This window comes from Thermus kawarayensis JCM 12314 (assembly GCF_055393575.1).
Map to the genome: position 1 here is coordinate 1,552,515 of NZ_AP043756.1, position 25,607 is coordinate 1,578,121.

29 protein-coding genes are annotated in these 25,607 nt (G+C 69.3%); 24 read left to right on the forward strand and 5 right to left on the reverse strand.

Translation table 11 applies throughout. The features are described from left to right. The first annotated feature begins 32 nt into the window (after nt 1-32). Genes ACZ5RK_RS08605 through ACZ5RK_RS08655 form a run of 11 tightly spaced genes read left to right on the forward strand, consistent with a single transcriptional unit; the run spans nt 33 to nt 10,530 of the window. Nucleotides 33-1,244 carry a S1C family serine protease gene (locus ACZ5RK_RS08605; protein ID WP_464908829.1) on the forward strand — a complete coding sequence of 404 codons (1,212 nt, stop codon included), beginning with the start codon at nt 33-35 and terminating at the stop codon, nt 1,242-1,244. Further along, nucleotides 1,241-2,077 (forward strand): SDH family Clp fold serine proteinase, encoded by an 837-nt coding sequence (locus ACZ5RK_RS08610; RefSeq protein WP_464908830.1) that lies wholly within the window; start codon nt 1,241-1,243, stop codon nt 2,075-2,077. Before ACZ5RK_RS08605 ends, ACZ5RK_RS08610 begins: the two co-directional genes overlap by 4 nt. After that, nucleotides 2,074-2,988, forward strand: a complete 915-nt coding sequence (locus ACZ5RK_RS08615; RefSeq protein WP_464908831.1) for a c-type cytochrome — start codon at nt 2,074-2,076, stop codon at nt 2,986-2,988. Before ACZ5RK_RS08610 ends, ACZ5RK_RS08615 begins: the two co-directional genes overlap by 4 nt. Continuing rightward, on the forward strand, nt 2,985-4,352 hold the full coding sequence (gene zwf, locus ACZ5RK_RS08620; protein ID WP_464908832.1) for a glucose-6-phosphate dehydrogenase: 1,368 nt from the start codon (nt 2,985-2,987) through the stop codon (nt 4,350-4,352). The genes ACZ5RK_RS08615 and zwf overlap by 4 nt, the downstream gene beginning before the upstream one ends. Beyond that, complete coding sequence (locus ACZ5RK_RS08625; RefSeq protein ID WP_464908833.1) at nt 4,349-5,254, forward strand: NADP-dependent phosphogluconate dehydrogenase; 906 nt, start codon at nt 4,349-4,351, stop codon at nt 5,252-5,254. Before zwf ends, ACZ5RK_RS08625 begins: the two co-directional genes overlap by 4 nt. Beyond that, on the forward strand, nt 5,251-5,898 hold the full coding sequence (locus ACZ5RK_RS08630; RefSeq protein WP_464908834.1) for a 6-phosphogluconolactonase: 648 nt from the start codon (nt 5,251-5,253) through the stop codon (nt 5,896-5,898). The genes ACZ5RK_RS08625 and ACZ5RK_RS08630 overlap by 4 nt, the downstream gene beginning before the upstream one ends. Before the next feature lies 1 nt (nt 5,899). Next, nucleotides 5,900-8,188 carry a glycoside hydrolase family 15 protein gene (locus tag ACZ5RK_RS08635; protein ID WP_464908835.1) on the forward strand — a complete coding sequence of 763 codons (2,289 nt, stop codon included), beginning with the start codon at nt 5,900-5,902 and terminating at the stop codon, nt 8,186-8,188. A gap of 2 nt (nt 8,189-8,190) precedes the next feature. Beyond that, nucleotides 8,191-8,784 (forward strand): QcrA and Rieske domain-containing protein, encoded by a 594-nt coding sequence (locus tag ACZ5RK_RS08640; protein WP_464908836.1) that lies wholly within the window; start codon nt 8,191-8,193, stop codon nt 8,782-8,784. Between the two features lie 9 nt (nt 8,785-8,793). Beyond that, nucleotides 8,794-9,630 carry a sulfite exporter TauE/SafE family protein gene (locus tag ACZ5RK_RS08645; RefSeq protein WP_464908837.1) on the forward strand — a complete coding sequence of 279 codons (837 nt, stop codon included), beginning with the start codon at nt 8,794-8,796 and terminating at the stop codon, nt 9,628-9,630. Nucleotides 9,631-9,633: 3 nt separating this feature from the next. After that, a complete protein-coding gene (locus ACZ5RK_RS08650; protein WP_054647202.1) occupies nt 9,634-9,984 on the forward strand; it encodes a DUF1634 domain-containing protein in 351 nt (116 codons plus the stop codon). A 48-nt stretch (nt 9,985-10,032) separates the two neighbouring features. Next, nucleotides 10,033-10,530 carry a VIT1/CCC1 transporter family protein gene (locus tag ACZ5RK_RS08655; protein ID WP_464908838.1) on the forward strand — a complete coding sequence of 166 codons (498 nt, stop codon included), beginning with the start codon at nt 10,033-10,035 and terminating at the stop codon, nt 10,528-10,530. Here ACZ5RK_RS08655 and ACZ5RK_RS08660 read toward each other — a convergent pair. Further along, nucleotides 10,501-11,247 carry a mechanosensitive ion channel domain-containing protein gene (locus ACZ5RK_RS08660; protein WP_464908839.1) on the reverse strand — a complete coding sequence of 249 codons (747 nt, stop codon included), beginning with the start codon at nt 11,245-11,247 and terminating at the stop codon, nt 10,501-10,503. The genes ACZ5RK_RS08655 and ACZ5RK_RS08660 overlap by 30 nt on opposite strands. 136 nt (nt 11,248-11,383) lie before the next feature. On the opposite strand from ACZ5RK_RS08660, the gene ACZ5RK_RS08665 reads away from it, so the two are divergent. Genes ACZ5RK_RS08665 through ACZ5RK_RS08690 form a run of 6 tightly spaced genes read left to right on the forward strand, consistent with a single transcriptional unit; the run spans nt 11,384 to nt 15,846 of the window. Then, nucleotides 11,384-11,824, forward strand: a complete 441-nt coding sequence (locus tag ACZ5RK_RS08665) for a PepSY domain-containing protein (protein WP_464908840.1) — start codon at nt 11,384-11,386, stop codon at nt 11,822-11,824. A gap of 56 nt (nt 11,825-11,880) precedes the next feature. Continuing rightward, nucleotides 11,881-12,381: a PepSY domain-containing protein gene (locus ACZ5RK_RS08670; protein ID WP_464908841.1), complete on the forward strand. Its 501-nt coding sequence runs from the start codon at nt 11,881-11,883 to the stop codon at nt 12,379-12,381. Between the two features lie 6 nt (nt 12,382-12,387). Beyond that, nucleotides 12,388-13,035 (forward strand): phosphatase PAP2 family protein, encoded by a 648-nt coding sequence (locus ACZ5RK_RS08675; RefSeq protein ID WP_054647198.1) that lies wholly within the window; start codon nt 12,388-12,390, stop codon nt 13,033-13,035. Next, nucleotides 13,010-13,663: a response regulator transcription factor gene (locus ACZ5RK_RS08680; RefSeq protein ID WP_054647197.1), complete on the forward strand. Its 654-nt coding sequence runs from the start codon at nt 13,010-13,012 to the stop codon at nt 13,661-13,663. Before ACZ5RK_RS08675 ends, ACZ5RK_RS08680 begins: the two co-directional genes overlap by 26 nt. Next, a complete protein-coding gene (locus ACZ5RK_RS08685; protein WP_464908842.1) occupies nt 13,660-14,901 on the forward strand; it encodes a sensor histidine kinase in 1,242 nt (413 codons plus the stop codon). Before ACZ5RK_RS08680 ends, ACZ5RK_RS08685 begins: the two co-directional genes overlap by 4 nt. 9 nt (nt 14,902-14,910) lie before the next feature. Further along, a complete protein-coding gene (locus tag ACZ5RK_RS08690; protein WP_464908843.1) occupies nt 14,911-15,846 on the forward strand; it encodes a PIG-L deacetylase family protein in 936 nt (311 codons plus the stop codon). Here the strand turns inward: ACZ5RK_RS08690 and ACZ5RK_RS08695 are convergent. From ACZ5RK_RS08695 to ACZ5RK_RS08710, 4 genes are all read right to left on the reverse strand, one after another. Continuing rightward, the gene (locus ACZ5RK_RS08695; protein WP_464908844.1) at nt 15,843-16,361 is read right to left on the reverse strand and encodes a DUF421 domain-containing protein; all 519 of its coding nucleotides are present in this window, start codon (nt 16,359-16,361) and stop codon (nt 15,843-15,845) included. The two genes, ACZ5RK_RS08690 and ACZ5RK_RS08695, sit on opposite strands and share 4 nt — an antisense overlap. Nucleotides 16,362-16,434: 73 nt before the next feature. Beyond that, nucleotides 16,435-16,866: a hypothetical protein gene (locus ACZ5RK_RS08700; protein ID WP_464908845.1), complete on the reverse strand. Its 432-nt coding sequence runs from the start codon at nt 16,864-16,866 to the stop codon at nt 16,435-16,437. 56 nt (nt 16,867-16,922) lie between these two features. After that, nucleotides 16,923-18,185, reverse strand: a complete 1,263-nt coding sequence (locus ACZ5RK_RS08705; RefSeq protein WP_464908846.1) for an ABC transporter ATP-binding protein — start codon at nt 18,183-18,185, stop codon at nt 16,923-16,925. Nucleotides 18,186-18,195: 10 nt separating this feature from the next. Then, on the reverse strand, nt 18,196-19,860 hold the full coding sequence (locus ACZ5RK_RS08710; protein WP_464908847.1) for an ABC transporter permease: 1,665 nt from the start codon (nt 19,858-19,860) through the stop codon (nt 18,196-18,198). 338 nt (nt 19,861-20,198) lie between these two features. Here ACZ5RK_RS08710 and ACZ5RK_RS08715 point away from each other — a divergent pair, with 338 nt between their 5' ends. Genes ACZ5RK_RS08715 through ACZ5RK_RS08745 form a run of 7 tightly spaced genes read left to right on the forward strand, consistent with a single transcriptional unit; the run spans nt 20,199 to nt 25,527 of the window. Continuing rightward, nucleotides 20,199-21,008, forward strand: coding sequence for a cyclase family protein (locus ACZ5RK_RS08715; protein WP_464908848.1), 810 nt, complete (start codon nt 20,199-20,201; stop codon nt 21,006-21,008). Continuing rightward, the gene (locus ACZ5RK_RS08720; RefSeq protein WP_054647352.1) at nt 21,002-21,334 is read left to right on the forward strand and encodes a hypothetical protein; all 333 of its coding nucleotides are present in this window, start codon (nt 21,002-21,004) and stop codon (nt 21,332-21,334) included. Before ACZ5RK_RS08715 ends, ACZ5RK_RS08720 begins: the two co-directional genes overlap by 7 nt. A 21-nt stretch (nt 21,335-21,355) precedes the next feature. Then, a complete protein-coding gene (locus ACZ5RK_RS08725; protein WP_464908849.1) occupies nt 21,356-22,309 on the forward strand; it encodes a TRAP transporter substrate-binding protein in 954 nt (317 codons plus the stop codon). After that, nucleotides 22,306-22,776, forward strand: a complete 471-nt coding sequence (locus ACZ5RK_RS08730; RefSeq protein WP_464908850.1) for a TRAP transporter small permease — start codon at nt 22,306-22,308, stop codon at nt 22,774-22,776. The genes ACZ5RK_RS08725 and ACZ5RK_RS08730 overlap by 4 nt, the downstream gene beginning before the upstream one ends. Next, on the forward strand, nt 22,773-24,074 hold the full coding sequence (locus ACZ5RK_RS08735) for a TRAP transporter large permease (protein WP_464908851.1): 1,302 nt from the start codon (nt 22,773-22,775) through the stop codon (nt 24,072-24,074). Before ACZ5RK_RS08730 ends, ACZ5RK_RS08735 begins: the two co-directional genes overlap by 4 nt. Next, nucleotides 24,075-24,764: an MBL fold metallo-hydrolase gene (locus ACZ5RK_RS08740; RefSeq protein WP_464908852.1), complete on the forward strand. Its 690-nt coding sequence runs from the start codon at nt 24,075-24,077 to the stop codon at nt 24,762-24,764. Nucleotides 24,765-24,774: 10 nt separating this feature from the next. Further along, nucleotides 24,775-25,527 (forward strand): LamB/YcsF family protein, encoded by a 753-nt coding sequence (locus ACZ5RK_RS08745; protein WP_464908853.1) that lies wholly within the window; start codon nt 24,775-24,777, stop codon nt 25,525-25,527. Nucleotides 25,528-25,607 lie beyond the last annotated feature (80 nt).

Consider the following 25,607-nt stretch of genomic DNA (forward strand, 5'->3'; position numbering starts at 1 on the left):
GGAGGGGGAATGCGAAGAAAGGAGGTAAAGGGATGCTTCGCAAAGCAGGCGCTATCGGCACGCTGACGGTGCTCCTCCTGGTGGGGGTCCTGGTCTGGTGGGGGCTGGACCGGGTGGACGGCCAGACGCAAGGAACCCCGGCCCCGGTCCCTCCCCAGGGCCTCCTCCCCGACGAGGCCAACACCGTGGAGATCGCCGCCAAGTATGGCCCGGGGGTGGTCCTGGTGGAAAGCCTCATCCCCGGGCAGACCCTTCCCCCCAACGTTCCTCCACAGTTCGCCCCCTTCCTGGAACCCTTCCTCCATCCCCCCCAGATGGGCACGGGCTCGGGCTTCTTCATAGACCCCGAGGGGCACATCCTCACCAACTACCACGTGGTCCAGGGGGCGAGCGAGGTGCGGGTACGCCTCTATGGGGACCCCAGGCGCTACCCGGCCAGGGTGGTAGGCTCGGTGCCCGCCCTGGACCTCGCCCTCCTCAAGGTGGAGGCGAAGCCCCCCGCGGTCCTCCCCCTCGGGGACTCGGACCGGGTCCTGGTGGGGCAGAAGGCCATCGCCATCGGCAACCCCTTCGGTTTGGAGTTCACCGTGACCACGGGGGTGGTATCGGCCATCCGGCAGAACCCGGGGGCGGTGGACCCCCTGGTGCCCAAGCTCATCCAGACCGATGCCCCCATCAACCCCGGCAACTCCGGGGGGCCCCTTCTGGACTCCCGGGGCGAGGTCATCGGGGTCAACACCGCCATCCTCTCCCCCTCGGGCCAGGTGGGGGCTCCCCAGTACTCGGGCATCGGCTTCGCCATCCCCATCAACCTGGTGAAGGCCTGGCTCCCCGAGATGCGGACGGGCAAGCAGGTGAACGAGGCCGAGGTGCTGGCCAAGCGCCCGCGGATCGGGGTCCAGGTGCTCCCCCTCTCCGCCCTCCCTCCCCAGCTCCTCCAGCAGTACGGCCTGCCCCAGGAGGGGCTCCTGGTGGAGAAGGTGGAACCGGGTTCCCCCGCCGCCAGGGCGGGCCTCAAGGGGGCAAGCCGGTTCGTGACCCTTGCCGGCCCCGGTGGGCAGGCGGTGCAGGTGGGGGTGGACGGGGACGTCCTCCTGGAGGCCAACGGCAACCCCTTGGTCAACCCCCCGGACCTGGCCAACCTCATCGCCAACCTGAGGCCGGGGCAGGCGGTGGTCCTTAAGGTGTGGCGGCAAGGGAAGACCCTGGAGGTGCGGGTGGTCCCGGAGGGGGGAAAGCCATGAGCCCGGGAGAAGTCCTCAACGGCCTCTTCTGGCTTTTCCTTATCTTCACCTTCCTAAGCCCCTACCTCCAGCGCCAGGCCCTGGAAGCCGCCCGGACCCGGACGCTCCTCGCCCTGGAAAAAAGGCGGCAAACCCGGGTCATCACCCTCATCCACCGGCAGGAGGCCATCAGCCTCCTGGGGGTCCCCGTGGTGCGCTACATCGATGTGGACGACTCCGAGGAGGTCTTAAGGGCCATCCGCCTCACCGACCCCCAGGTGCCCATTGACCTCATCCTCCACACCCCGGGCGGGCTCGTCCTGGCGGCGGAACAGATCGCCCTGGCCCTCCTTAGGCACCCGGCCAAGGTCACGGTCTTCGTGCCCCACTACGCCATGTCGGGGGGCACCCTCATCGCCCTGGCCGCGGACGAGATCGTCATGGACGAGAACGCCGTCTTAGGCCCCATTGACCCCCAGATCGGGGAGTACCCGGCGGCAAGCCTCCTCGCCCTGGTAGAGACCAAGCCCCTGGACAAGTTAGAGGACGCCACCCTCCTCAAGGCGGACATCGCCGCCAAGGCCATGAAGCAGGTGGCGGAGGTGGCGGAGAAGCTCCTTGCCAAGCACATGGACCCCGACAAGGCCCGCACCGTGGCCCGGCTCCTCTCCCAAGGCACCTGGACCCACGACTACCCCATCACCGTGGAGGAGGCCCGGGGCCTGGGCCTCCCCGTGTCCACGGGGATGCCCCGCGAGGTCCACCAGCTTATGGAGCTCTACCCCCAGGCCCAGATGCGCCGCCCCAGCGTCCAGTACGTCCCCATGCCCTACGGCCGCGGAGGTGCCCGGTGAGGCGGGGCTACGATACCCTCCTAACCCTCATGACGGTGGTCCTGGTGGGCCTGGGATTCACCAGCTTTTTCTTCGCCCTGGCCTACCTGCGGACAATGGTGGGAGGGGACTCCGCGGTCCAGACCGGGGGGGCCCAACCCGCCGCCTACCCCGCCCTGCCCACCGACTTCCCCGAGTCCTTGGACCAGGTAGTGGCCCTGGGAAAGGAGATCTTCCTCAACACCAAGGACCACCCCCTTTCCAAGCCCTACGTGGGGAACGCTTTAAACTGCACCTCCTGCCACCTGGACGGGGGCACCAACCTCAAGGCCCTTCCCTTGGTGGGCACGGCCACCGCCTTCCCCGCCTACTCCCCCCGGGAGAAGGCCGTCATCACCCTGCAAAACCGCATCGGCGACTGCTTCATGCGCAGCATGAACGGAGTCCTGCCCCCCCTGGGGAGCGCCCCCATGGTGGCCTTGGACGCCTACATCGCCTCCCTCTCCCAGGGTATGCCCATGAGGATGAACCCCAGGAGCCCCACGGGCCCCAACGCCCTAAAGCCCCTGGCGGTAGACTGGACCAAGGCCGATCCCAACCGGGGCCAGGCCCTTTATGCCCAGAAGTGCGCCGTCTGCCACGGGCAGAACGGGGAAGGCCAGGTAGGCCCTCCCCTCTGGGGCCCTCGCTCCTACAACGCCGGGGCGGGGATGGCCAACTGGAAAAACCTGGCCGCCTTCATCCACGGGGCCATGCCCCTGGGCAACCCCAACCTGACCCCGGAGGAGGCCCGGGATATCGCCGCCTTCGTGGACAGCCAGCCCCGGCCCGACTTCGTCCTCAAGGACCACCTGCCCCCGCCTGCAGGCCTGGGGGTCTACACCTCCAAGGTGCTGGACGAGACCAAGAAGGTGGCGCCGGTGAAGCCATGAAGCTGGTGGTCTTTGGGTTCACGGGGGACCTGGCCCGCAGGCTTCTGGTCCCCGCCCTCCTCCGCCTCCTGGCCCGGGGGGAGGTGGGGGACCTCGAGGTCCTCGGCCTCGGCAAGGAGGCCCTGGGGGAAGACGAGGTCCTGGACCGGATGGAGGCCTTTCTCAAGACCCTCCCGGGCACGGCGCTGGAAGCCTGGCCTGAGCTCCGCAAAAGAACGCGCTACCGCCAGGCGGAGCCCACCCCTGAGGGGCTTCGGGACCTCCGGGGCCTCGAGGGGGACGCCGTCTTCTACCTGGCCCTGCCCCCCGCCCTCTTCGCCCAGGCGGCGGAGGCCCTGGGGAGGCTGGGCCTCGCCGAGGAGCGGACCGGCTTCCGCAGGTTGGTGGTGGAGAAGCCCTTCGGCACCGACCTGGCCTCCGCCCAGGCCCTGAACCGGGCCCTCCACCGCCACTTTCGCGAGGAGCAGATCTTCCGCATGGACCACTTCCTGGGCAAGTGGGGGGTGGAAAACCTCCTGGCCACCCGCTTCGGCAACCGCTTTCTAGAACCTTTGTGGCGCAGTTGCCACGTGGAGTGGGTGGAGATCACCTACGCCGAGACCCTGGGCCTGGAGGGTCGGGCCGCCTACTACGAGGGGGCGGGGGCCCTAAGGGACATGCTCCAGAACCACCTGATGCAGGTCTTCGCCCTCACCGCCATGGAACCCCCGGCCCGGCTCTCCCGGGACTCCCTCCGGGCGAGGAAGGTGGAGATCCTGCGGGCGGTGCGCCCCATCCCCGAAGGGGCTAAAGGCTTCGCCGCCCGCGGCCAGTACCGGGGCTACCGGGAGGAGGAAGGGGTCCCCCGGGACAGCCGCACCGAAACCTACGCCGCCCTCAAGCTCTACGTGGACGACTGGCGCTTCCAAGGGGTGCCCTTCTACCTGAGAAGCGGCAAACGCCTGGCCAAGGATGCTGGCTACGTGGCCCTGGCCTTAAGGGCCGTGCCCCCGGGGTGCTTCGGGGAGGTGGGGCGGAGTTACCTGGTCTTCTGGCTGGGCCCAGGCGGGGGCCTAGACCTCACCCTTTTCGGCAGGGCCCTAGAGGGAAACGGCCTAGAGCCCCACACCCTCCGCTTCCGCCCCCAGGGGGCCCCGGAGCGCACGGCCTACGAGGAAGAGCTCCTGGCCGTCCTCCAGGGCGACCTGAACCACTTCCCCTCGGAGGAGGAGGTGGAGGCGGCCTGGGCCATCGTGGACCCGGTGCTCAGGGCCTGGCGGGAAGGGGAGCCGGAGGTCTACGAGGGAGGAGGCGAGGGCCCGGCCTCGGCCCAGGGCCTCCTGGAGCCTGGGCACCGCTGGCTTCCCCTGGGAGGTGAGGCATGATGCGCTTAATCGGGCTGGGCAGGATGGGCCTCGGCATGGCCCGCCGCTGGCACCGCCGGGGCCTAGGGGTGGTGGGCTACGACCCCGACCCCAAGGCCCGGGAGCGGGCAGAGGCCTCGGGGGTGTGGGTGCGGGAAGACCTCCAGGCCCTGACGGAAGGGGCGCCGCCGCGGCTCTTCTGGCTCATGGTCCCCCATCAGGCGGTGGAAGGCGTCCTCGAGGCCCTGGTCCCCTTCCTCCGGACAGGGGACCTGGTGGCGGACGGGGGGAACAGCTTCTACAAGGACTCCCTTCGCCGGGGCCGCGCCCTGGCGGAAAAGGGGGTGGGCTTCGTGGACGTGGGCGTCTCCGGGGGGGTACGGGGGGAGGCGGAGGGGTACGGGCTCATGGTAGGGGGGGAGCAAGCCCACGTGGAAGCCCTCTGGCCCTACCTCGAGGCCCTGGCCCCCGAGGGAGGCGGCCTGGTCCACGCCGGGGGGCCGGGGGCTGGCCACTACGCCAAGATGGTGCACAACGCCGTGGAGTACGGGCTCATGGAGGCGTACGCCGAGGGGGTGGAGCTCCTCGCCGCAGGAAGGGAGCTTGGCATCAACCCCGCCAAGGTGGTCTCCGGCTGGAGGCAGGGGACCATCGTCCGGGGCTTCCTCCTGGACCTCCTCGCCGAGGTCCTGGCCGAGGGGGTTGACGGGATCGCCCCCATGGTCGCCGAGACCGGCGAGGCGCGCTGGGCGCTGGCGGAGGCCCTAGAGAGGCGGGTGAGCCTCCCCGCCATCGCCCAGGCCTTCTTCGCCCGGCTGGAAAGCCAGGACGCAAAGAAGCTCCGCTTCCGCATCCTCGCCGCCCTGCGCCACACCTTCGGCGGCCACCCGGTGGTGCGGGAAGAGGGAGGAGGCCGGGAATGAAGCGGGCGGGTCTACAGGGCTGGGCGGTGGAGGCCTACCCGAGCCGCCTCCAGGCCCTCGAGGCCGCCTTGGCCTGGCTTCTGAACCGCCTGGCCCACGCCGCCACCGGGGTGCTGGCCGGGGGCGAGACCCCCCTCCCCCTCTACCGCGCCCTGAGGGGGCTCCGCTTCCACACCACCCTTCTGCTCTCCGACGAGCGCTGGCTTCCCCCGGGGGACCGGGGCACCAACCTCGCCCGGGTGGCCGAGGCCCTGGGACCCCAGGCGGACCACCTCCTCTCCTTCCCCCTGGGGCTACCCGCAGAGGAAGCCCGGGAGCGGATGGAGGCCAGGGTCAGGGACCTCCTCCCCTTCGGCTTCGCCCTCCTCGGCGTGGGGGAGGACGGGCACACCGCAAGCCTCTTCCCGGGCCACCCCGCCTTGGAAAGCCCCCGCCTCGTGGAGGTGGTGCAGGACGGCCCCAAGCCCCCACCCCTGCGCCTCACCCTCACCCCCAAGGCCCTCTCCACGGCGGAGGAGGTGGTTTTTCTGGCCCTGGGCGAGGCCAAGCGGGAGGCCGTGCGCCGCCTGAAGGCCGGGGAGGACCTTCCCCCCCGGCGGATCCTGGCCCCCAGGGTGCGCCTCATCACCGACCAGGAGGTCTAATATGGAAGCTTTTGGAAAACCCGGCATTCCCCCCACCTGGGCTACCAGCGACAAGGACCGGGTGGGCACCGCCCTGGGCACGGGCCGCCTTTGGTTCACCCTGGGGCACGGCATCCTCAACGAGGTCTTCTGGCCAAGCGTGGGCAGGCCCCAGACCCGCGACCTGGGCTTCCTCGTGGCCCGGCCGGGGTTCTGGCGGGAAGTGAAGCGGGTGGCCCGCTACCGGATCCTGGAAGCCGACCCCGCCTCTCCCCTGGTGGAGGTGGTCCACGAGGGGGAGGGGTACCGCCTCCACCTGGCCTTCGTCCCGGATCCTAGGCGGGACGCGCTTCTCATCGGCTTTCGCCTCGAGGGGGAGGGCTTCCGCCTCTACCCCCTGCTCGCCCCGCACCTCGGGGGAAGCGGGTGGGGCAACACCGCCTGGGTGGAAGAGGGGGCCCTGCTGGCCCAGAAGGGGGAGGAGGCCCTGGCCCTCGTGGGCCCCTTCGCGCGGGGAAGCGCCGGGTACGTGGGTTTCTCCGATGGCTGGCAGGACTTCGCCAAAAACGGGGCCATGACCTGGACCTTTCCCCGGGCCGAGGACGGGAACGTGGCCCTCATAGGGGAAGTGCTGGAGGCCAAGGGAACCCTGGCCCTGGCCTTCGCTTCCACCCCGGAGGGGGCCAAGACCCTGGCCGAAGGTGCGCTGGCTGAGGGGCTGGAAGGGGTACGAAAGCGGGTGGAGGCCCTCTGGCGAAGGGAGCTGGGGGACCTGGACCTGAAGGGCCCGGAGGCCGAGCTGGAGGCCCTGGCCCGCCGCTCCTTCTTGGTTTTGAAGACCCACGAGGACCGCACCTACCCCGGGGCCCTGGTGGCCAGCCTCTCCGTACCCTGGGGCAACACCCGGGACGACCCCGGGGGCTACCACCTGGTCTGGACCCGGGACGCGGTGGAGGCGGCCTTCGCCCACCTGGCCCTAGGCCGGGAAGAGGAGGTCCGCACCGTCCTGGCCTACCTGGCGGCTACCCAGGCCCAAGACGGACACTGGCCCCAGAACTTCTTCCCGGACGGCCGCCCCTACTGGCAGGGCATCCAGCTGGACGAGACGGCCTTGCCCGTCCTTCTGGCGGCGGCCCTGAAGGAACGGGGTGGGCTGAACGGGGCCTTTCCTCTGGAGACCGCCCGTACCATGGTGCGGCGGGCGGCAGCCTTCCTGGCCCGGGAAGGTCCGGTAAGCCCCCAGGACCGCTGGGAGGAGAACCCGGGCCTTTCCCCCTTCACCCTGGCCACCGCCATCGCCGCCCTAGCGGCGGCCGCCCTCTACGGCTTTCTGGAGGGGGAGGAGGCGGAGTACGCCCTCTCCTTAGCCGATTGCTGGAACGCCCGCGTGGAGGAGTGGACCTACGTGGGGGGCACGGAGCTGGACCGCTCCCACGGCATCCGGGGCCACTACGTGAGGATCGCCCCTCCCGGGCCCCTGGGTCCCCGGGGCCGGGTAGAGGTCAAGAACCGGACGGGGGTGAGCCTGGAGCCCGCAGCCCTGGTGGGGCTGGAGTTCCTGGCCCTCCTCCGCCTGGGCCTGAGGCCTCCCCACGACCCCCGCATCCGGGACTCTCTCCGGCTCGCCGACGCCCTCCTCCGGGTAGAAACCCCCACGGGGTCCTTCTACCACCGCTACCCGGAGGACGGATACGGGGAGCACGAGGACGGCCGACCCTTTGACGGCACGGGAAGGGGCAGGGCCTGGCCCCTCCTCACCGGGGAGCGGGGGATGGCCGCCCTGCTCCTCGGGGAAGACCCCCTCCCCTACCTCCGCTCCATGGCCGGGAGCACGGGGCCCGGGGGCCTCATCCCCGAGCAGGTCTGGGACACCTCCCCCCTCCCCGAACGGAAGCTCTTCCCGGGAAAGCCCACGGGAAGCGCCCAGCCCTTGCTTTGGGCCCATGCGGAGTACCTGAAGCTTTACCTGGCCTGGACGCGGGGGAAGGGGCCCCCTGAACGCCTGGGCCGCGTGGCCGCCCGCTACCTGGAAGGACAGCCCAGGCCCCGGGTGCGCCACTTCCGGCGGGAGGTGCCCCTCGAGGCCCTAGGCCCCGGGGAGCGCCTCCTGGTGGAGGAGCGGCGCCCCTTCGTCCTCCACCTAGGCTTTGACGGCTGGCGCGGGGTACGGGACGTGGAGAGCGAGCCCCTGCCCTTCGGCCTCCACGGGGTGCTTCTGGACCTGGAGGACCACGGGAGCCTAGAATTCACCCTTTACTACCCGGAGGAGGGCCGCTGGGAGGGGCGGGACTACCGGATAAGGAGGGCGTAGCCATGGAACAGGAAGACCCTAAGCTCAAGCAGGAAAGGCGCCTAATGCTCGCCCTTATGGGCACCAGCATCGGCTTCGCTACCCTTTCGGCCCTTTTGGTGGCCAAGGACCTCGTCCCCAGGGCGAGCCAAAGCCCCGACCGGCTTCCCCCCCAGGTGGGGGACATCCTGGTCCACGCCACCGGGCACACCCAGGGGCAACCCCTGGACCCGGCCTCCCTCCCCCTCGGGGGGCCCTTCCTCCTCGCCTACCCCATGGACCCCAAGACCGGGGTGGTGCGCAGCGGGGACCCCAAGAGCACCCTCCTGGTGCTCCGCCTGGACCCAAGGCGCCTGGCCCCGGAGGTGGCCCGGTATGCGGCGGGGGACGTGGTGGTCTACTCGGCAGTCTGCACCCACCTGGGGTGCATCGTGAGCCTATGGCACCAGCAGGGGATCATGCAGTGCCCCTGCCACGGGGGGGAGTACAACCCCTACACCGACCAGGTGGCGGGAGGCCCACCCCCTAGGCCCCTTCCCCTCCTCCCCGTGAAGGCCGAGGGCGGCAAGCTCGTGGTCTCGGGTCCCTTCAGCGGCCCCGTGGGGGTCCTGGGGTAGATTCGGGGCATGAGCTATCTGGACTTCGCCCTCCTCGTGCTTCTGGGGAGCGCTGGAGCAGGGCTGGTGGGGGCCCTTACGGGGCTGGGAGGCGGCGTGGTCTTGGTGCCCATGCTCACCCTCCTCTTCGGCGTGGACCTCAAGCTCGCCCTGGGGGCCTCTCTGGTTTCGGTCATCGCCACCAGCAGCGGGGCGGCGGCGGCCTATGTGCGGGAAGGGTTCACCAACCTGCGGGTGGGCATGCTCCTGGAGGTGGCCACCACCCTAGGAGCGGTGGCGGGGGCCACCCTCACCGCCTTGCTGCCACACCGGGCAGTGGCCACCCTCTTCGGCCTGGTTCTCCTCCACGCCGCCTACACGGGGCTCAGGCACCGGGAGCGGGAGGGGTATCCCGACCCTGGGCCCTCCGATCCCCTGGCGGTACGCCTGCGCCTTCCCAGCACCTACCCAGGTCCCTGGGGACCTGTCCCCTATCGGGTCCAACGGGTCCTTCCCGGTTTCCTCCTCATGGGGGTGGCGGGGGTCCTCTCGGGCCTCCTCGGCATCGGCTCCGGGGCGGTGAAGGTCTTGGCCATGGACCGGGTCATGGGGCTCCCTTACAAGGTTTCCACCACCACCTCCAACTTCATGATCGGGGTCACCGCCGCCGCCAGCGCCGGCATCTACTTAAAAAACGGTTTCATCCATCCGGACCTGGCCTTCCCCGTGGTCCTGGGGGTGCTGGCAGGTGCCCTCCTGGGCGCCCGTATTCTGCCAGGGGCCAAGGTGGCCGGGCTTAGGCTCCTCTTCACCGGGGTCATCGTCCTCCTGGGCCTGGAGATGGTGGCCCAAGGGCTTTGGGGGTGAGGGATGGCGCTCCTCTTAAGCCTGGTGTTGCGGGGAGGAGTCCTCCTGGCAGCCCTCCTTGTCCTCACCGGGGGGCTTTGGGAACTCGCCGCGCGGGGAGCAGAACCCGTAGCCCAGGTCCTGGCCAGCCCCCCCGGCCCAGGGGACTGGAGCCCCTTGGCCCTGGTCTTCCGGGCGGCCCGGGGGGAGGCCCTCGCCCTGGTCCAGCTTGGCCTCGAGGTCCTCGTCCTGACCCCTGTGGCCCGCGTGGCCCTCTCCCTCGTGCTCTTCGCCCGGGAAGGCGACTGGCTCTATGCGGGCGTGGCCCTGTGGGTGTTGGGGCTCCTGGGGCTCAGCCTCCTGGGCATCATATGAGAGTAATAACTACTTGCAATATAAGTTCCGCGCTGCCAAAATGGTCCCATGCGGCTCTCCTCTCCACCAAAGGACCAGCGGTTCGTCCTCCAGATCGTCCAGCCCGCCCTCCTCGGCCTCATGGACGGCTCCGTTTCCACCCTGGCCCCCATCTTCGCCGCCGCGGGCCTTACCCAGCGCTCCCAAGACGCCTTTCTGGTAGGCCTGGCGGCCGCCCTGGGGGCCGCCCTCTCCATGGGGTTGGCGGAGGCCCTTTCCGATGACGGCAAGGTCACAGGGCGCGGCCACCCTGTCCTGCGGGGCGGGGTCACGGGCCTGGCCACCTTCCTGGGCGGCATGTTCCACACCCTTCCCTTCCTGATCCCCGAGGTCCGGACCGCCCTCTTCCTGGCCTCGGTGGTGGTGGCCATGGAGCTTTTGGCCATCGCCTACATCCGCTACCACTTCATGCGAAGCCCCCTTCTCCGGACGGTGGTCCAGGTGGTGCTGGGAGGGGGTCTCGTCTTCCTGGTGGGGCTAACCCTGGGGCGCCTGGGAGGCGGCTAGGCCCCGAGTCCAGGCGAGAACGGCGTCCAGGTCCTTCTCCCTTAAGTACAGGACCCCCTGTAGGCCCTCCGGGCTGAGGGCCAAGGGCTCAAAGCGTACGGGAAAGATCTGTTCCAGCGCTTTCCAGGCTGTCCCGGACGGGAGCGTAACCTGAAGGGATAAACCCTCCTCTCTAACCAAAACCGAGTCCATAAAGCGGGCATTGGGGATCCGTATCTCTCCCTGGGGTCCCTCCAAAACGGTATGCACCAGGGTAATGTCCTTCACACGGCCTCGGTACTCTACCCCGCCGTAGGCCCAGGAGCGAGCCCGTATAGGATCCCCCAACTTGAGGGCCCCAGAAAGCATAAGAACCACGCCCGAGAGAATGTTGGAAAGAGTCGCCTGGGCAGCGAGCCCCGCCACCGCACCCACTACAGCACCCCCTGCCAGGAAGGCGGTGGGGTGGTAGCCTGCGGTAGAAAGGCCCAAAGCCAAGACCACCACGTACCCCAAAGCTTCCAGTATCCTAACCCCAGGGGCCAGGTGGGAAAGGCCTACCCCGTTCAAAGCCCTTCTCCCAAGGCCCGAGAGGGCGTACACCAAAAGCCCACCTGCCAGCACAAACACCAGGCCCAAATAGCGGGCAAGGCTTTTTACCCCTAGGTCCTCCAGAAGGGGTGGCAAGGCCAGAAGGAGAAGAAGACCCAAGGCCAGGTAGGCGAGGTAACGCCTCATGCCTCCAGTATATAAAGCAACTCCGCCTCACCAAAGGCCAGGTCGCCGCCTGAAGACCTTTTACCCCCGTGTTACCTCCCCCCTCCACTCTGGAGGTGCCCAAGGGGAAAAGCCCCCGGGGCAGAAGGAGGCAACCATGTTCAGCGAAGCTACCTTGAGGAAGCTCACGGCGATTGGTCTTGCGGCAACGGCCCTGGCGGCCCCCGGTCTAAGCCTGGCGGAAAAGGTCCAGAAGGGCGTCCAAAACCCGGGCTACCAGGGGTCCATCCCCGTCCAGGAGGCCCAGGGTGAGGATCAGGAGTCGGCCTTGTACCAGAGCCTGGCCAAGGTGACCCGCGACCAGGCGGTGGCCGCCGCCCAGCAGGCCCTGGGCACCCAGGCCGTCCCCACCCGGGTACAGCTGGGGGTGGAAAACGGCTACCTGGTCTGGGAAGTGGTCCTGGCAGGCCAGGAGGTGAAGGTGGACGCGGGCACGGGCCAGGTGCTCCACAAGGAGGCGTACGGACAGGAGGAAAAGGGCTCCGTTGAGGAGCACGAGGCCCAGGGCGAGCAGGAGGACGCGGAGGACGGGAACTAACCCCCTGGACCCCCCGGGAAGCACCCCCTCCCGGGGGGTTATTTCTGGAGCGCACCATGAGAAACTTTCTCCCCAGGATAGCTTCGCTGACCACCGCGCTTTTGGTCCTAGGGTGGGCTATCGCCCAGAGCTGGCCCAGCCTGGGCCCCACGGAAGCCGCCCGCATTGCGCAAACCCACCTCAGGGTTCCCACCCCGCCGGAAGAAGTCTCCCTCTCCTGGCGCAAGGGCCAGCCCGTCTACGCCGTGGATCTAGCGCGAGGACGAACTCTGGTTCAGGTCTACGTGGACGGTCTCTCCGGAAAGGTTCTTGGGAAAAGGCCCCTTCAGGAGAAGGCCCTGGGCAAACGGTCCTGGCTCCAGGCTCCGCCCAGGGTGTCCTTCCTGGAAGCGGCCGGGCTGGCGAAAAAAGCCCTCGGAACCGAGGAACCCGTGGCGGAGGTGGCTTACCAGGTGTGGCGGGGCCGCCCCGTGCTTCGGGTAGACCTGGGGAAGCGCCAGGCCATCCTGGACGCCCAAACCGGAGCCCTCCTGGGCCTTGGACCTGCGGGGCAGTAAAGGACCATGGGGACCAAGACCCTCCTCCCCTGGACCCGGCCCCTCTTCCTCTACGGGGGGCTGGTCCTTGCCCTGGGGGTTTTCGTGGAGCTTGCCGAGGACGTGTACCGCCGGGAAGGGTTTTCCTTAGACCGGACCCTCCTCGCCTGGCTTCACGCCCTGCGCTCCCCCTTCCTTGACGGCCTGGCCCACCTTCTCACCCAGAGCGCCTCCCTCCCCATGGTGGTCCTGAGCGCGATAGGGGCGACGCTTTGGGCCTTGCGGGCAGGCCTTCCCTGGTACCGGTTCCTGCTCCTCCTCGGGGGCAGCGAGGCCCTCAACCTCGCCGGAAAGCACTTCTTCGCCCGCCCCCGTCCCCACCTCTTTCCCCAGCTCGCCCCGGAGCACGACTTCAGCTTCCCCTCGGGCCACACCATGGCAAGCCTCTCCCTAGTGCTGGGGCTCTACTGGCTCTTGGAGAAAAGCCCACGGGGGGCGCGGCTCACCTTGGCCTTGGGCCTTCCCTGGGCCTTTCTGGTAGGCCTCTCCCGGCTCTACCTCCAGGTGCATTACCCCTCGGACGTCCTGGCGGGCTGGGCCCTGACCCTGGCCTGGTTCCTGGGCCTCCGGCTTATCCTAGGGAGGCGGGATGCGGCTCCTTATGGTGGAGGATGACCCCCGGGTGGGGGAGCTGGTGAAGGAGGCCCTCGAGGCCGAGGGGTACGCCGTGGACTGGGCGGAAAGCGCCGAGGAAGCCCTGGGACTTTTGGAAGCCTTCCCCTACGACCTGGCCGTCCTGGACGTCATGCTTCCGGGTATGGACGGCTTCGCCCTCCTCAGGCGCCTCCGGGAGAGGTGGCGGCTTCCCGTCCTCATGCTCACCGCCCGGGGGGAGGTGGAGGACCGGGTGGAGGGCCTGGAGGGCGGGGCGGACGACTACCTGGTGAAGCCCTTCCACCTGCGGGAGCTCCGGGCCAGGGTGCGGGCCCTTCTCCGCCGGGCCCACGGGGAAGCGCAGAACCTGGTGGCCCGGGGGAGGCTCGCCCTGGACCTGGAGAACAGGCGGGCCTACTGGGAGGGTAAGGAGGTCCGGCTTTCGGGCCGGGAGTTCGCCCTCCTCGCCTTCCTGGCCTTAAACGCCGGGGGGCACTACCCGAGGGAGGTGCTACTGGAAAAGGTCTGGGCCGGAGAAGAGGGGGTGGACCCTAAGGCGGTGGACGTCTACGTTTACCGCCTGAGAAAGAAGCTCGCCGAAGACGCCATCCGCACGGAGCGGGGGCTCGGCTACACCTTCTTGGGATGACCCTCCGCCTGCGCCTCACCCTCTTTTACGTCCTCCTCCTGGGCCTGGTCCTGGGAGGGCTCGGCCTCTTCCTGCGCTACGCCCTAAGGTCCGCCCTCTACGGCGCCCTGGACGCCACGCTCCTGGACGCCCTCCTCCTCGCCCGCCCCCTGGTGAACGAGGAAAACCACGGGCTCCGCCTGGAACAGGAGCCCGAGGCCTTCCCGAAGGACCTGGCCCTCTTCCTGATGGTGGGAAAAGAGGTGGCGGCGCGGGAAGGCCCTCCCCTTCCCCCGCCCGCCCCGCCAGGGGCGGGGTGCTTCAGCCAAAAGGAGGTGCGCTACTGCGCCTTGGAGGGGGAGGGCTACCTCCTGGTGGCCGCGCGCTCCCTGGAGTGGGCCGACCGGGCCATGGACCGGGTGGAACGGGTACTCCTTTTGGCCTTCTCGGGCGCCACGGGCCTGGCCTTCCTCCTGGGCTACCTCCTGGCGGGAAGGGCCCTGGCCCCCCTGGACCGCATGGCCCGGAGGGCCCTGGAGCTCGCCCGGGCCCCAGACCCGAAGGCGCGGCTCCCCGAGCCCGGGCGCCTGGACGAGGTGGGCCGTCTGGCCCGGGCGCAGAACCTCCTCTTGGAGGCCCTGGAGAAGCTTCTGGAGGCGGAAAAGCAGTTTGTCCGCCACGCCGCCCACGAGCTCCGCACCCCCCTCACGGTGCTCATCGGCCGCCTGGAGCAGGCCCTGGAGGCCGAGCCCCCCGCCCGCCGCCCCCTGGAGCGGGCCTTAGAGGCGGCCCTGCACCTCAAGGCCCTGGCCGAAGGCCTCCTCCTCCTGGCCCGGGCCGAAGCCCCCTTGAGGCGGGAAAACCTGGACCTGGCGGAGGTGGTCCTCGAGGCCCTGGAGGACCTGCCCCAGGGGGGAAAGGCCCTGGAGCTTGCCCTTCCTCCTTCCCTCCCCTACCGGGGGGACCCCGACCTTTTGCGGGCCCTGGTGCGCAACCTTCTGGAAAACGCCTTCCGCCACGCCCGAAGCCGGGTGGCCGTGCGCCTCGAGCCCGGCCCCTGCCTGGTGGTGGAGGACGACGGGCCGGGGATTCCCAAAGACCGGTGGGAACAGGTGTTCCGGCCCTTCCACAGGCTGGCCTCGGGGCCGGGAAGCGGGCTCGGCCTCACCCTGGTGCGGCGGGTGGCCGAGGCCCACGGGGGCTTCGCCCGGGTGGAGGAAAGCCGCCTGGGGGGAACCCGGGTGCGGGCCTGCTTGTAGGATGGGGGGATGAGGCGGCGGATGTTCTTCCTTCTCCTCGGACTCCTCTTCCTCCTCTTTCTCCTCATCAACGCCCCCTGGATCAGCCAGCAGGCCTACGCCTTCTACTACCGCTTTAGGGTCGGGTCCCTGCCCCCCCTGGCCGTCTCCCCCGGAACGCGCCTCCTGGTGCTCGCTCCCCACCCCGACGACGAGAGTCTGTGCTGCGCCGGCCTCATCCAGAAGGTGCTCCGGACCGGGGGCCAGGTCTATGTGGCCTGGATGACCCTGGGAGACGGCTTCCAGTGGGATGCCGCCCTCCTGGACCGCACCCTTAGGCCCACCCCCAAGGACCTGCAGGCCCTGGCCCTGCGCCGCGAGAAGGAGGCCAGGGCGGCGGCCCAGGCCCTAGGGATCCCGGAAGGGCACCTCTACTTCCTGGGCTACCCGGACCGGGGCCTCCTCCCCATGTTCCTGGAGCACTTCTACACTCCTTACCGCTCCCGGGCCACGGGGCTTGCGCGGGTGGCCTACGAAGGGGCCCTCTCCCCTGGGGCTCCCTACACGGGAGAGGCCTGGGAAGGGGACCTCCGCCGGGTCCTCAAGGAGGCCGCCCCTACCCTGGTCCTGGCCCCCGCCCCCGAGGACGCCCACCCCGACCACCGGGCCACCGGGTACATGGCCCTGAGGCTCCTGGGCGAGATGGACGCCCTGGACCGGCTCCTCTACTACGTGGTCCATGGAGGCCTGGAGTGGCCCCTGCCCAAAGGCCTCCACCCCAGCCTCTACCTGGAGCCCCCGCCCCGGGGCCGCCACCTCCTTTGGCGCCGCCTGGACCTGAGCCCCGAAGAGGAGAAAATCAAGCTCCAGGCCCTGAAGGCCCACCGGAGCCAGATGGAGCTCCTGGGGCGCTTTATGGAGGCCTTCGTGCGCAAAAACGAGCTCTTCGCCCCCTACACCCCCTAACGGTTGCGGCTGGAGCGCACCTTGCGCACCCGCTTGGGCACCAGGTGGTCCTTGGGGATAACGCTGATGGTGCCGTCCACTTCCAGCACCGCCGCCAGCACCTCCTTGAGCTCCATGACCCCGTGCTCCCTGAGGGCGGCCATGAGCTCCTCGAGGTCCACGCCCTCCCGCTTCAGGTGCTCAGGGATAGGCACGCCGTCGTGCACCAGCAGGGTGGGCTCCCCCGCCATGCGCCGGGCCCAAGGGCTTCGGGAGAAGAGGCGGTCCAGAGCCAGGAGCGCCCCTGCTCCCAGAAGCCCCCCCACCAGGCTGTTGTCCGGCCCGATCATGGCGTTCTGCACCACGTTGGAAAGGAGCAGGAGGGTGAGGAGGTCCGCGGGCGTCATCTGGCCTAGGACCCGTTTGCCGCTGAAGCGGAGAAGGGCGAGGAGGGCGCCATACACCGCCAAGACCCGGAGCAGGGTGAAGAGGACCGTGAGGGGGTCGCCCAAAGCTTCCCTAAGGTGGGCTTCCACGGGACCATTTTGGCGGATCCTTCGCCCCGGTCAGGGCAAAGGATCCGCAGGAAGGTTTTTGCCGGGGGCGGTATCAGCGGCCCCGGCCCACCCAGCGCCCCTCCGGGCCGGCCCTCCCGTGGGCCGCCCCCTCCTGCGCAGGCTCCGGCTTCACGCGGACCAGGTTCCCGTCCTCCAGGGCAAACCCCTTGGCGTGCAGGAGCTCCGGCAAGGGCACGGGCTTCCCGTCCACCCAGAGCTTGACCTCGCCGAGCCCCTTTCCCTTGCCCTCCACCGCCACCGGCACCTGGTGGGTGGTGCCGTCGGGCAGGGCGATGAGCAGGAAGGCGGCCTGTTGCAGGGCTTTCGGGAGGAGATCCACCCCCGGCTGCCAGACCACGTGGCCCTCGGCGTCCACCAGGGCGAAGGTGGTCCCCTCCGGCCAGGTGGTGGGGAGGGAAGGGGATGCGGAAACCGTAGCCCAGGCCAGGCCCAGGGCCACCAGGAACGGCACAAGCACCCTCATACGCCCACCTCCTTCGCCCCCATCTTAGCACCCCACTTGAAACCAGGCTGAAACGCCTAGGCCTCCGCCTCCTCGGGCGGGAAAAGGAGGCGGGCCCGCTCGTCGTAGGCCAAAAGCCCGGCGAAGCGGCCCCATTCCAAGAGCCTGCGCCACACCCGCTTGGCCTCCTCGGGAGGAAGGCGCATCGCCAACCTGTCCAGCACTTCCTCCTCCCGCAACCGCCCCCGGGCCAGCACCTCCCGGTGAAGGTCGGCCACCAGGGAAACGTGGCGCAAGAGATGCTCGGCGAAGATCTCCCTCTGCCGGGAAAGCTCGGCCTCGGCCAGGGCAAACCCCGCGGCGGAAAGCTCCACGTCCCCCTCCGCCACCTTGGCAAATCCCAGAAGCGCCAAGGCCTCGAGGAGGGGCAGAAGGTCGTCCGCCCCCAACCCCTCTTCCTCCGCCAGCACCGGCAGGTCGGCCCGGCCCCCAAGCCGCCCCAGGGTTTCCACCAGGGCCAAAAGGGCCCCCACCGGGGCCTCGGGCAGGCGGTAGGCCACCTCTTCCACCCGGCGCTCCACCTCCTCCCGGTGGGTGAGTTCCACGTAAAGGCGGTCGGTGAGGGCCAGGAAGCGCAGGTCCTTGGGGTCCCGGGGGTGGGGAAGGCGGATGGCCACCTCGGCCTCCACCCGGGCCGGGCTACCCTGGAGGACCAAGGCCCGGTCGGCCAGGGCCACCGCCTCCTCCATGTTGTGGGTGACGAGGAGGATGGCCTTGGTGCCGAGCCTCCCCGCTTCCCAGAGGTCCAGGAGGTCCTCCCTTAGGCCCTCGGCGGTCAGGGGGTCCAAAGCGGAGAAGGGCTCGTCCATGAAGAGGATCTCGGGCTCCACCACCAAGGCTCTGGCGAAGCCCACCCGCTGGCGCATCCCCCCGGAGAGCTCCTTGGGAAGCGCCTCCTCAAAGCCCTCGAGGCCCACCAAGGCGATGGCCTCCCGGGCCCTTCTTTCCCTTTCCTCCTTGGGAAGCCCCCGGGCCTCGAGGCCCAAGGCCACGTTCTCCAGCACGGTGAGCCAAGGAAAGAGGGCGAAGCTCTGGAAGACCATGGCCATGCCCTCCACTGGACCCTCCACCCGCTTTCCCTTGAAACGCACCTCCCCCTCATCCGGGGGGATGAGCCCGGCGAGGATCCTTAAGAGGGTGCTCTTCCCTCCCCCGGACCGCCCCAAAAGGGCCACGATCTCCCCCTCCCGCACCTCCAGGCTCACCCCGGCCAGGACCCGGTGCACCCCGTCCCCCGTCCGGAAGAACTTGCCCACGTTTCGGGCCTCCAGCAGGACCACGCCCCACCTCCTAAAGCCTAAACCGCTCCTCCGCCAGGCGGTAGAGCCTGCGCCAGAGGAGGCGGTTCAAAAGGAGCACGAAGCCGCTCATGACCACGATGCCCAAAAGAAGCCTTCCCTCGTCTCCCGCCTCCGTGGCCTGGGTGATGTAAGCCCCAAGGCCCGTGGCCTCCAGGGTCTTCCCATGCCAGGAGACCACCTCGGCCACGATGGAAGCGTTCCAGGTGCCCCCGCTTGCGGTGATGAGCCCCGTGACCAGGTAGGGGAAGACCCCGGGGAGAAGAAACCGCCGCCAAAGGAGGGGCCCCTTCAGGCCGTAGGCCCTGGCCGCCTCCCTGAGGTCCGAGGGCAGGCTCATGGCCCCCGCCACCACGTTGAAGAGGATGTACCACTGGGTCCCCAAGGCCATGAGGAACGCGGAGAAGACCTCCAGGGAAAGTCCGTAGCGCAGGAGGAGGTAGGCGGCGAAGGGGTAAAGGAGGTTGGCGGGAAAGGCGGCGAGAAATTGCAGGAGGGCCTGGACCCGCACCGCCAAGGCGGGCCTCCCCCCCAGGACCACCCCCACGGGCACCCAGACCAGGGCGGCGAGGACCATGATGCCCAGGACCCTAAGGAGGGTGAGAAACCCAAGGTAAAGCGCCTTCAGCCACTCCCCCGGACCCAGGGCAAGGAGGAAGGCCAGGAGGCCGTAGGCCCCGCCCAGGCCCGCCAGGGTCAGGAGGGAAGGCCAAAGAAACCCCGGAAGGCGAACCCTCACCGCCGGTACCCCCTTCCAGGCCACGGCCCGCTGGAGGAGGGCCTCCGCCAAGGCCTCCCCCAGGGCCCGCGCCGCCCGGGTGCGCCGCAAGAGGTCCAAAACCCAGCTTCGCGCCGGGGCCTCCCCGGGCCGCTCCTCGTACTTGAAGCGCTCGCTCCAGGCCACCAGGGGCCGGAAGAAGAGCTGATCGTAGAGGAGGATGGTGAGGAACATGGCCAAAGTGGCGTAGCCCACGGCGGGGAGGTTGCCCTCTTGCAGCGCCCGGGCCAGGTAGGAGCCTACCCCCGGGAGGTCCACCTCCGTCTTCCCCACGCTGATGGCCTCGGAGGCCACCACGAAGAACCAGCCTCCCGACATGGACATCATGGCGTTCCACACCAGGCCCGGAAGGGCGAAGGGAAGCTCCAGCCTGAGGAAGCGTTGGAAAGGCCGCAAGCGGTAGAGCCGCGCGGCCTCGTCCAGGTCCCGGGGCAGGGTCTTCAAGGACTGGTAGAAGCTGAAGGCCATGTTCCAGGCCTGGGAGGTGAAGACGGCGAAGACGGCCGCCAGCTCGTACCCCAGGGCCTTCCCCGGGAAGAGGGCCGCCAGGGCCCCCACGCTGGCCGCCAGGAACCCCAGGACGGGCACCGACTGCAGGATGTCCAGAAGGGCCACCAAGAAGGGCTCCAGCCGGGTCTTGGCGGCGAGGGGGGCGTAGACCAGGGTGAAGAGGGTGGAGAGGAAGAGGGCGAGCCCCATGCGGAAGCCGGTCCTCAGGGCGTACTCGGGAAGCCGCCAGGGGTCCAGGGAAATGGGCTCGGGGCCCAAAGGCCCCGCGGCCTCCCTCGAGGCCGCCAGGAAGGCGGCGAGGAGGGCTACGACCGCTAAAAAGGCCAGGAGGTCGTAGCGGTTGGGCCGGGAAAACTCGCCGGGGCGCACACCACCTCCTCTTCAACCAAGCCCGGCCCGGCCTGGGGCTCCGGGCCTCGGGAGCGCCCCCCAACCCGGCACCAGGGGGAAGTGGGCGGCGCTCGGTCCTCTCCCATTCTTGGCCGCCATGCCTTCCCGAGTCTAACCCGGCGTCTCCTCTATCCCAAGGTCATATCCCCAAACGGCCCGGACCCGCCGAAGCGCACCCTGTGGACTCCCCGCGAACCCGTCCAGCCCACCGCAGAACCGCGAGGGACCTCCCTAAGGCAGAGCGGGCCGCCATGCGGTGGCCCTCTTGCAAGATTATGCGGGGGCGTGGTAAGGTCTTGCCGGAAAAGGAGGTAACCATGTGCGCCCCCCTGGTGATGGAGCAGGTGGCCCGTTCCCTTTCCCGCAGGAGCTTCCTGGCCTCAGGCCTTTCCGCCCTGGCCGGGGTGGCCTTGGCCCAGGCCCAGGTCCCGGGCAAGGCCTTCTCCCGGGCGGTGGACCTCACCCATGAGCTCTCCCCCGAGATCCCCCTCTTCCCCGGGGCCGAGCCCATGCGCATCACCACCCTGGTCACCGTGCGCCAGAACGGCTACTACGGAAACCGCCTGGACCTTTGGGAGCACTCCGGCACCCATATGGACGCCCCGGCCCACTTCGTGGAGGGGGCGCCCACGGCGGAGAAGCTCCCTCCTAGCCTCCTCATCGCTCCCCTGGCGGTGGTCCACATCCACGAGAAGGCGGCCAAGGACCCCGACGCCCAGGTGACGGTGGACGACCTCCTGGCCTACGAGAGGCAGTACGGCCGCCTCCCCAAGGGGGCCTTCGTGGCCATGCACTCCGGCTGGGAGGCCAGGTGGCAGAACCCCAAAGCCTTCCTCAACCAAGACGCCTCCGGTACCCTCCACTTCCCCGGGTTCTCCCCCGAGGCGGCGGCGTTTCTGGTGCGGGAGCGGGAGATCGTGGGCATCGGCGTGGACACCCTCTCCCTGGACTTTGGCCCCTCCAAGGACTTCAAGACCCACGTCACCGTCCTGGGAGCGGGAAAGTACGGCCTGGAGAACCTGGCCAACCTGGCCCAGGTGCCTCCCGCAGGCGCCCTCATCTTCGTGGGGGGCCCCAAGCACAAGAACGCCTCCGGCGGCCCGGTGCGGGCCCTTGCGGTATGGTGATCTCCTGGCTTCAGGTCCCCGAGGAGGAGGCGCTTTCCGAGGAGGTCCGGGCCCTCTTCGCCCAGTTTCGGGAGAGGACGGGCTTCGTGCCCAACGTGGCCCGGGCCTTCGCCTTAAGCCCCCGCTTCCTCTTCATGGTTTACCTCGAGGTGCTCCGGAACTCCCTGGAGTCCTTCTCCCCCACCGGGCGCTTCAGCGACACGGCCCCCTTGCGCCCCCTTACGGTGCTCTCCGCCTTTGACGAGAGGGTCAGGCAGGCCAGGATTGACCTCAAACGCACCTACACCAACGCCTTCGTGGAGCAGGCCCTCAAGGTGATAAAGTAGCCCCTGTAAAGGAGGTGCGAGATGAAAAGGCTTCTGGCCCTAGTTCCCCTGTTCCTCGGCGCCTTGGCCCAGGGCTGGAACATGGCCACCCCCTACCCCCCGGCCAACTTCCACACCCAGAACATCCAGCAGTTCGTCAAGGAGGTGGGGGAGGCCACGGGAGGCCGGGTGAGGGTCACCGTCCACCCCGGGGGCTCCCTCTTCCCCCACCCCCAGATCCTCCCGGCGGTGCGGAACGGACAGGTGCAGATGGGGGAGGTCCTCATGTCCCTCCTCGCCAACGAGAACCCCCTCTTCAACCTGGACTCCATCCCCTTCGTGGCCACGAGCTACGAGGAGGCCTGGCGGCTCTACCAGGCCCAGCGGCCCGAGGTGGAGAAGTGGCTTGCCCAAAGGGGCGTGGTCTTTCTCTACGCCGTGCCCTGGCCCCCGCAAGGGCTTTACACCAAGAAGCCGGTGAACTCGGCCCAGGACCTCAAGGGCCTGCGCTTCCGCGCCTACAACCCGGCCACGGCCAGGCTGGCGGAACTCCTCGGCATGAGCCCGGTCCAGGTGGAGGCCGCCGATATCCCCCAGGCCTTCGCCACCGGCATTGTGGAGGCCATGATCACCTCCCCCACCACCGGGGTGGACAGCCAGGCCTGGGACTTCGCCCGCTACTTCTACGACGTGAAGGCCTGGATCCCCAAGAACATGGTGGTGGTGGGCCGCCGCGCCTTTGAAAGCCTCTCCCCTCAGGACCGGGAGGCCCTCCTGCAGGCGGCCAAGCGGGCGGAGGAACGGGGGTGGAAGCTCTCCCAGGAGCAGGAGACCAAGGCCCAGCAAACCCTGGCCCAGAGGGGCATGCAGGTGGTGAAGCCTTCCCCGCAGCTTTTGGCCGACCTGAAGCGGGCCGGACAGACCATGATCCTGGACTGGCAGCGCCAGGCGGGGGCCACGGGGATCAAGGTCTACCGCCAGTACCTGGGCCGATGAGGCTCCTGGAAGCCCTCTACCGCCTTTCCGAGTTCCTGGCCCTCCTCCTGGGGCTCTTCGTCCTCGGGGTCATCCTGGCCCAGGTGGTGGGCCGCCTTCTCGGCTTCGTGGTGCCCTCGGCCCTGGAACTGGCGGGTTTCGCCACGGCGGGGCTCATCTTCCTGGGCCTCGCCCCCACCCTCAGGGCCGGGGGGCACATCCGGGTGGGCCTCGCCCTCATGCGGCTTCCCCCGGGGCTTAGGCCTTGGGCGGAGCGCCTAAGCCTCGCCCTGGGCTCCGCCGCAAGCGCCTACGGGGCCCTCCAGCTTTGGGGCAAGACCCTGGAAAGCCTCCGCTTCGGCGACCTGGCCCCCGGCCTCCTGCCCCTGCCCCTTTGGCTTCCCTTGGCGGTGGTGGCCCTGGGGGTGAGCGTCTTCGCCCTGGCCCTCCTCGAGGCCCTCCTCCGGACCCTCGGAGGGCGCCCGTGAGCCTCCTCACCACCGGCCTCGCCCTGGTCCTCCTCCTCTTCCTCCTCCTGCTCCTGGGGGTCTACGTGGGGCTGGCCCTACTCCTGGTGGGGCTTGCGGGGCTCGCCTTCTTCACCACCGCCCCTCCCGGGCCCAACGTGGCCACGGCCCTTTGGACCAGCACCTCCTCCTGGAGCCTGGCCGCTTTGCCCCTCTTCGTCTGGATGGGGGAGATCCTTTACCGGACCCGGCTGGCCGAGGGGCTTTTCCGGGGGCTTGGCCCCCTCCTCGGCCGTCTACCCGGGGGACTTCTCCACGTGAACGTGGTGGCCAGCGCCCTCTTCGCCGCCGTCATCGGCTCTTCGGCGGCCACCACCGCCACCGTGGGCCGCTTCACCCTGCCCGAGCTTCTGCGCCACGGCTACCCCAAGCCCCTGGCCCTGGGCTCCCTGGCGGGGGCGGGCACCCTGGGCTTCCTCATCCCGCCCAGCATCGTCATGATCGTCTACGGGGTCATGGCGGAGGTCTCCGTGGCCAGGCTGTTCATGGCCGGGGTGGTGCCGGGGCTGGTCCTCACCCTGCTCTTTATGCTCACGGTGGCCTTCCTGGCCCTCCGCCAAAGGGAGGGGATGCCCCGGGAAGCCCCCCCTCCCCTGGGGGAGGCCCTCAAGGGGCTCGGTTCGGTCCTACCCGTCCTCCTCCTCATCCTCCTCGTCCTGGGGTCCATCTACCGGGGCGTGGCCACCCCCACGGAGGCCGCGGCCATCGGCGTGGTGGGGGCCTTGGCCCTGGCCGCCTGGAACCGGGAGCTAAGCCCGGCCTCCTTCCGGGAAAGCCTCCTGGGGGCGGTGCGCACCACCAGCATGATCGGGCTCATCCTGGCAGGGGCAAGCGTCCTCACCCTGGCCATGGGCTTCACGGGGATTCCCCGGGCCCTGGCCGCCTGGGCGGTGGAGGCGGGGATCGGCCCCCTGGCCCTGGTGTTTTTCCTCAGCCTGGTCTACATCGTCCTGGGCTGGTTTTTGGACGGGATCTCCATCGTGGTCCTCACCATCAGCGTCATCCTGCCGGTGGTGAAGGCCGTGGGCCTGGACCCCCTCTGGTTTGGGGTCTACCTGGTCCTCATGGTGGAGCTCGCCCAGATCACCCCGCCCGTGGGCTTCAACCTCTTCGTCCTCCAGTCCCTGAGCGGGGAGGACCTCTTCCGCATCGCCCGCTACAGCCTGCCCTTCATGGGGGTGCTCCTCTTGATGGTGGCCCTCCTGGTGGCCTTTCCTGGGCTTGCCACCTGGCTCCCCCGCACCATGACGGGAGGGTAGATGCGGGTGGTCCCGGTGCACACCGGCTTCCCCGGGAGAAGCCACCGTGGGTATTTGGGGCTTTCCAGCGCCTACCTGGTGGTGGGCACCTGCCTCCTCCTCTACGACACCCTGGGCTACGGGGAGCGGGAAGGCCTTTACGGCCGCCTCGAGGCCCTGGGCTTCTCCCCCCTGGACGTGGCGGGGGTGGTCTTAAGCCACCTCCACTTTGACCACGCAGCCAACGCCGACCTATTTCCCTGGGCCGAGGTCTATGTCCACGAGGCCGAGCTCCGCCACGCCGAGCGGGTGGCCCGGGACCCCAGGCTGGACCCAGCCTGCCTCGCCCACCTGCCCCAGGCCCTGCCCCGGCTTAAGGTCGTTTCGGAGGGCCTTCTGGAACCGGGGCTCTTTCTCCTCCACCTCCCCGGCCACACCCCGGGGCTTTTGGGCCTTGTCGTGAAGGGGGTGGGAGCCTTGGTAAGCGATGCGGTGAAGAGCCGCTTTGACCTCGAGGGCCCCCCGGCACCCCCCTGCCTGGACCCGGAGGCGGCCCTGAAGAGCCGGGAGCGCCTCCTCGGCTTCCCTAGACTCTTTCCTGGCCATGACGTCCCCCTGCGGCGCGCGGGGGACCGTTTCCTCCCCGAGGGCGAGGCCAGGCTGGAGGTTACCCTGCCCCACGGGGCCAAGGTGGAGCTTAAGCTTGGATAAGGAGGGGGATATGACGGTAGACCTGAATGCGGACGCCGGGGAGTCCTACGGGGCCTTCGCCTACGGGCACGACCGGGAGATCTTTCCCCTGGTTACCTCCGTCAACCTGGCCTGCGGCTTCCACGGGGGAAGCCCAAACCGCATCCTGGAGGCCGTCCGCCTGGCCAAGGCCCACGGCGTGGCCGTGGGGGCCCACCCGGGCTTCCCCGACCTTGTGGGCTTCGGCCGCCGCGACATGGCCCTGAGCCCGGAGGAGGTCTTCGCCGACGTGCTCTACCAAATAGGGGCCCTCTCCGCCTTCCTCAAGGCGGAGGGCCTCCCCCTTCACCACGTGAAGCCCCACGGGGCCTTGTACCTCAAGGCCTGCCGGGACCGGGAGACCGCAGAGGCCATCGCCCTGGCGGTAAAGGCCTTTGACCCGGGGCTTCCCCTCGTGGTCCTCCCCGGCACGGTCTACGAGGAGGAGGCGCGGAGGGCGGGGCTTAGGGTGGTCCTCGAGGCCTTCCCCGAAAGGGCCTACCTGAGAAACGGCCAGCTCGCCCCCCGCTCCATGCCGGGGTCCTGGATCACCGACCCCGAGGAGGCCGCCCGGAGGGCCTTGCGCATGGTCTTGGAAGGGAAGGTGGAGGCCCTGGACGGGGGGGAGGTGGCGGTGAAAGCCGACACCCTCTGCATCCACGGGGACAACCCCAAGGCCCCCGAGGTGGCCAGGGCGGTGCGGCGGGCCTTGGAGGAAGCGGGGGTAAGGGTTCAAGCCTTCTGATGGCCACAACCTTTCTACGGTTTCCCTCGGCCCCGGCCTGGGCAAAGGACCCGCGCAAAGGGGGATGACCGAGAGCCCCG